We start from the raw sequence: 3,967 nt of genomic DNA on the forward strand, positions 1-3,967 counted from the left end.
CAGAATATTCGCAACAATATGTGCAGCGCCTTGGCGGCGCTGTAGATGAACTTTCGCGTTTTATGAGCGACTTTGACGCGGATGCGGCTAGCCTTGATATGACGCGCGAAGCGGCGCTGGTTGATCTGGCCAAAGGCGGCGAGATGGGCGCTGCGCGCGCTGATACAATGGTCAGCACGATTGAGCGCCACGACCGTTTGTCCCATGATCTTGAACAAATGCAGGGTCTCGGTCCGTTTAGCCGCGCAAAATATGCGGCGCGCTTTACCGATGGTGAGCTGGCGGGGCGCGTTTGGGAAAACTATAAACCCGCGATGCCAGTGACGTTTGAGGGCATCATCTTTGCCGCTTTAGGGTTTCTGGGCGGTCTTATGCTGTTTTCAACGCTTATTTGGCTGCTACGCTTGCCTTTTTCCCTGTTTCGTCGCAGGTCTGAGGCATAATCAATCCCAAATGGGAGCCGTGAGCAGTGTCCAAGACCCCAATTCCTTTTGCCCGCTTTGAGTGGATGATCGCATGGCGCTATTTGCGCGCCAAACGCGCCGAGGGTGGCGTGAGTGTGATGACTTGGATCAGCCTGATTGGCATCACGTTGGCGGTGTTTGCGCTTATTGCGACGCTTGCTGTGCGCTCGGGCTTTCGGACTGATTTCGTCGGTACGATCTTGGGCGCGAACGCCCATGTGACGGTCTACAAATCAGCGGCTGTCGATGAATACGGACGCCTTGATCGCAAGATTTACGATTATGATGAAATGGCCGAACGTCTCAGCCAGGTGGAAGGCGTCACGCGCGCGGCCCCGCTGGTGCGTGGACAGGTCATGGGCAATAAGGCGGGGCGCAACACTGGTGTTGAAATTTACGGGATCACGAAAGCGAACCTGCTAACGATCCCCAAAGTCGCAGACCCTGAGAGCTTCGATGGTGATATCAATCGTTTTGAGAGTGGGATTGCCATCGGCTCTGGCGTCGCGCGCGAGCTCAACGTGAGCGTCGGGGACCGCATCAAGATTATTTCACCGAATGGTGTCAAGACGGCCTTTGGCACCAGCCCGCGAGTCAAAGCCTATGAAATCACTTATGTTTTCACCGCAGGGCGCTACGATATAGATCGAACACGAGTGTATATGCCGCTCGCTGAAGCGCAAAGTTTCTTCAATCGCGAAGGCGCGGTGGATGAGATCGAAGTCATGGTTGAAGAGCCGGAAGAGATTGATGCGATCCAGCTCGATCTATTGCGGGCAGGCGGGGATCGTGCTCAGCTTTGGGCTTGGACAGATGCATCGGGTGGCTTTTTGCGCGCACTTGAGGTCGAGGATAATGTGATGTTCGTGATCCTGTCCATCCTTGTGTTGATCGCGGCGATGAACATCGTTTCGGGCCTCATCATGCTCGTGAAGAACAAGGGCCGTGACATTGGTATCTTGCGCACGATGGGCCTCAGTGAAGGCTCGGTCTTGCGGGTGTTTTTCATTTGCGGTGCATTTACGGGGATCATTGGGACAGCGATGGGCGTCATTCTCGGATGCTTGTTCGCGATTTACATCGATCCGATTTTCTCTGCGGTGAACTATTTCTCTGGTGGCGGCGTTTGGGATCCCGCAGTGCGCGGCATCTACAATTTGCCAGCTGAGCTGCGCCTTGAAGACGTCATGTCGGCTGTCATCTTGTCCCTCGGCCTGTCATTTGTTGTCACTATTTTCCCAGCGCGCCGCGCGGCCCGTATGAACCCTGTGGAGGCACTGCGCTATGAGTGATCCAACGCTAGAGCTGAGCGGTATCGCTAAATCCTATAATCAAGGGCGCGAAAACGAAGTCACCGTGCTGCGCGAGATTGATTTGAGCGTGAACGCAGGTGAAATTGTTGCACTGGTCGCCCCGTCCGGTGCGGGCAAATCTACGTTGCTGCATATTGCTGGGTTGCTCGATACGCCCGATGCGGGTTCGGTTAAAATAGCAGGGCAAGATGTGACAGGCCTGAGCGATCGCAAACGCACTGCAATCCGCCGCGAAGATGTTGGGTTTGTGTATCAATTCCATCATTTGCTGCCAGAATTTACGGCGCTAGAAAATATTGTGCTTCCGCAACTGGCCAATGGCATTGCCGCTGCGAAGGCAGAGGAACGCGCCCTCGATCTGTTGACCCGTGTTGGTGTCTCGCATCGCGCGGATCACCGCCCGGCGGCACTTTCTGGCGGGGAGCAGCAGCGCGTCGCATTTTGCCGAGCGCTTGCAAATGCGCCGCGCCTTTTGCTTGCGGATGAACCAACTGGGAACCTTGATCCAGAAACCTCCGATCAAGTCTTTGCTGCGCTGATGGAGCTTGTGCGCGGGACAGGTTTGTCTGCGGTAATCGCGACCCACAATTTGGAACTGGCTGGCCGGATGGATCGACAGATGCGCCTCGAGGGCGGTGCACTTGTGGCCCTTTGAACGGGCCTTAATCCGTCAAATTCTTGACAAGTTCACTGCGTATCTTAACGATAGTTAACCGTCATCAGTGCGTCTGTTTACTTCGTTAGGAAAGTCTTATGTCACCAATTTTGCTTGTTTTGTTGAGTGGTCTCACCATGTTTGGGACGTCTTTTTTCGAATCTTCTGAAGAGACGGATGAAGAAGATCAAACTGAAGAGACAACAGAAGAGCCTGTCGAAGGTGGCAGCAACCCGCTTGACGAAGCGCTAGCCGCTGAAGACGAGGAGACAGCCGACGAAGAGGCAAGCGACGAAGAAACGACTGATGAAGGCGAAGACGACGAACCCGTTGATTTGGACGACGAGACGATCACAGGTTCGCAAAATGATGATTTGATCGAAGCGGGCGATGGCGATGACGTGGTCGATGGAGCCGACGGGAATGACACGTTGGTTGGCGGCGCAGGTGCCGACACGATTGAAGGTGGTCTTGGCAACGACAATATCTTTGGCGCGCTGATTGATGATGTGGATGATGAAAGCGCGGATGTTCTGAGCGGCGGCGAAGGCGATGATGAGATCACCCTTGGCGATGACGACACCGCGACGGGCGGTGAGGGCGCAGATACATTTGTGCGCGCAGAAACGACGACGGGCAATGCCGTCATTGCAGATTTCGATAGCCTTGAAGACGTGATTGTCGTGGAACATCAGAGCGATACCGCTCCGACGCTTGCAGAACAGTCTGTCACGAATACAGGTGTCTTGCTCAGCTTCTCTGATGGCAGCAGCGTTGAGTTGGATGGCCTTACAGAAGAGATTGATACCTCTGTGATTAGTTTTGTGGATACGCGAACCACCTAGGGCTTGACCGATCATGGCGGTATCGTCACGGTCTCGCGACACTAGCGAGGAAGAGCCATGCCACAGATATTCGTCAATGAGATCGAAGAGATCACCAACGCTGCGTTAAAAGCGCATGGAGCCAATGACAGTATTGCGGCGGAAATGGCGCGTGCCGTCGCTTGGGCGGAAGCGCGCAACAACCGGATCTGCGGGCTCTACTATGTCGAAAGCTATTGCCAACAGCTGGTGAGCGGTCGTGTTGATGGAACAGCCACGCCAAGCGTCAGCCGCCCCTTGCCATCGCGTATTGAAGTGGACGGGAACAACGGATTTGCCCAACCGGCGTTCGCAGCCGCGTTGGATCAAGCGATCAGCGCCGCAAAAGAAACGGGCACGGTCTCTGTCGCGCTTCATCGCACGCACACCTGCACAGCGCTTGGCTACTTCACCGAAATGGCTGCGCGTCATGGTTTGATCGCAATGGGTATGACCAATGCCTCGCCCATCGTGGCCCCCCCCGGCGGCAAAACCCGCGCCATTGGCACCAATCCGATGGCGTTTGCAGTGCCAAATGAAACCGGCGGCATTGCAATGTCCTTCGATCAATCCACAACAACAGTTGCTTTGGGACGGATCACAATGGCCAAAGCGGCGGGAGAAGCGATTCCAGAAGGCTGGGCCGTGGATGCGGATGGACAACCAACAACC

Annotated in this window: 5 protein-coding genes; all 5 read left to right on the top strand. The window is 55.2% G+C overall.

Going from position 1 to position 3,967, the window contains the following annotated elements; all coding sequences use genetic code 11:
• Positions 1-443 (top strand): DUF2937 family protein (locus ABJQ89_RS00240; RefSeq protein ID WP_348494272.1); only part of this gene is annotated, 443 nt, incomplete at its 5' end.
• 26 nt (positions 444-469) lie between these two features.
• Positions 470-1,756, top strand: a complete 1,287-nt coding sequence (locus tag ABJQ89_RS00245; RefSeq protein WP_348494273.1) for a lipoprotein-releasing ABC transporter permease subunit — start codon at positions 470-472, stop codon at positions 1,754-1,756.
• Entirely contained in the window at positions 1,749-2,432 is a 684-nt protein-coding gene (locus ABJQ89_RS00250; protein ID WP_348494274.1) for an ABC transporter ATP-binding protein, read from the top strand. Before ABJQ89_RS00245 ends, ABJQ89_RS00250 begins: the two co-directional genes overlap by 8 nt.
• 98 nt (positions 2,433-2,530) lie before the next feature.
• Positions 2,531-3,277: a hypothetical protein gene (locus ABJQ89_RS00255; RefSeq protein ID WP_348494275.1), complete on the top strand. Its 747-nt coding sequence runs from the start codon at positions 2,531-2,533 to the stop codon at positions 3,275-3,277.
• Positions 3,278-3,334: 57 nt separating this feature from the next.
• The coding region (locus ABJQ89_RS00260; RefSeq protein WP_348494276.1) for an Ldh family oxidoreductase at positions 3,335-3,967 on the top strand (633 nt) is incomplete at its 3' end.

This window comes from Planktotalea sp., assembly GCF_039984035.1.
GTDB lineage: Bacteria > Pseudomonadota > Alphaproteobacteria > Rhodobacterales > Rhodobacteraceae > Planktotalea.

What these genes read in the sequence shown, in the direction of transcription:
- ABJQ89_RS00250 (WP_348494274.1), top strand. Translation starts at nt 1,749, where the DNA reads ATGAGTGATCCAACGCTAGAGCTGAGCGGTATCGCTAAATCCTATAAT.
- ABJQ89_RS00255 (WP_348494275.1), top strand. Translation starts at nt 2,531, where the DNA reads ATGTCACCAATTTTGCTTGTTTTGTTGAGTGGTCTCACCATGTTTGGG.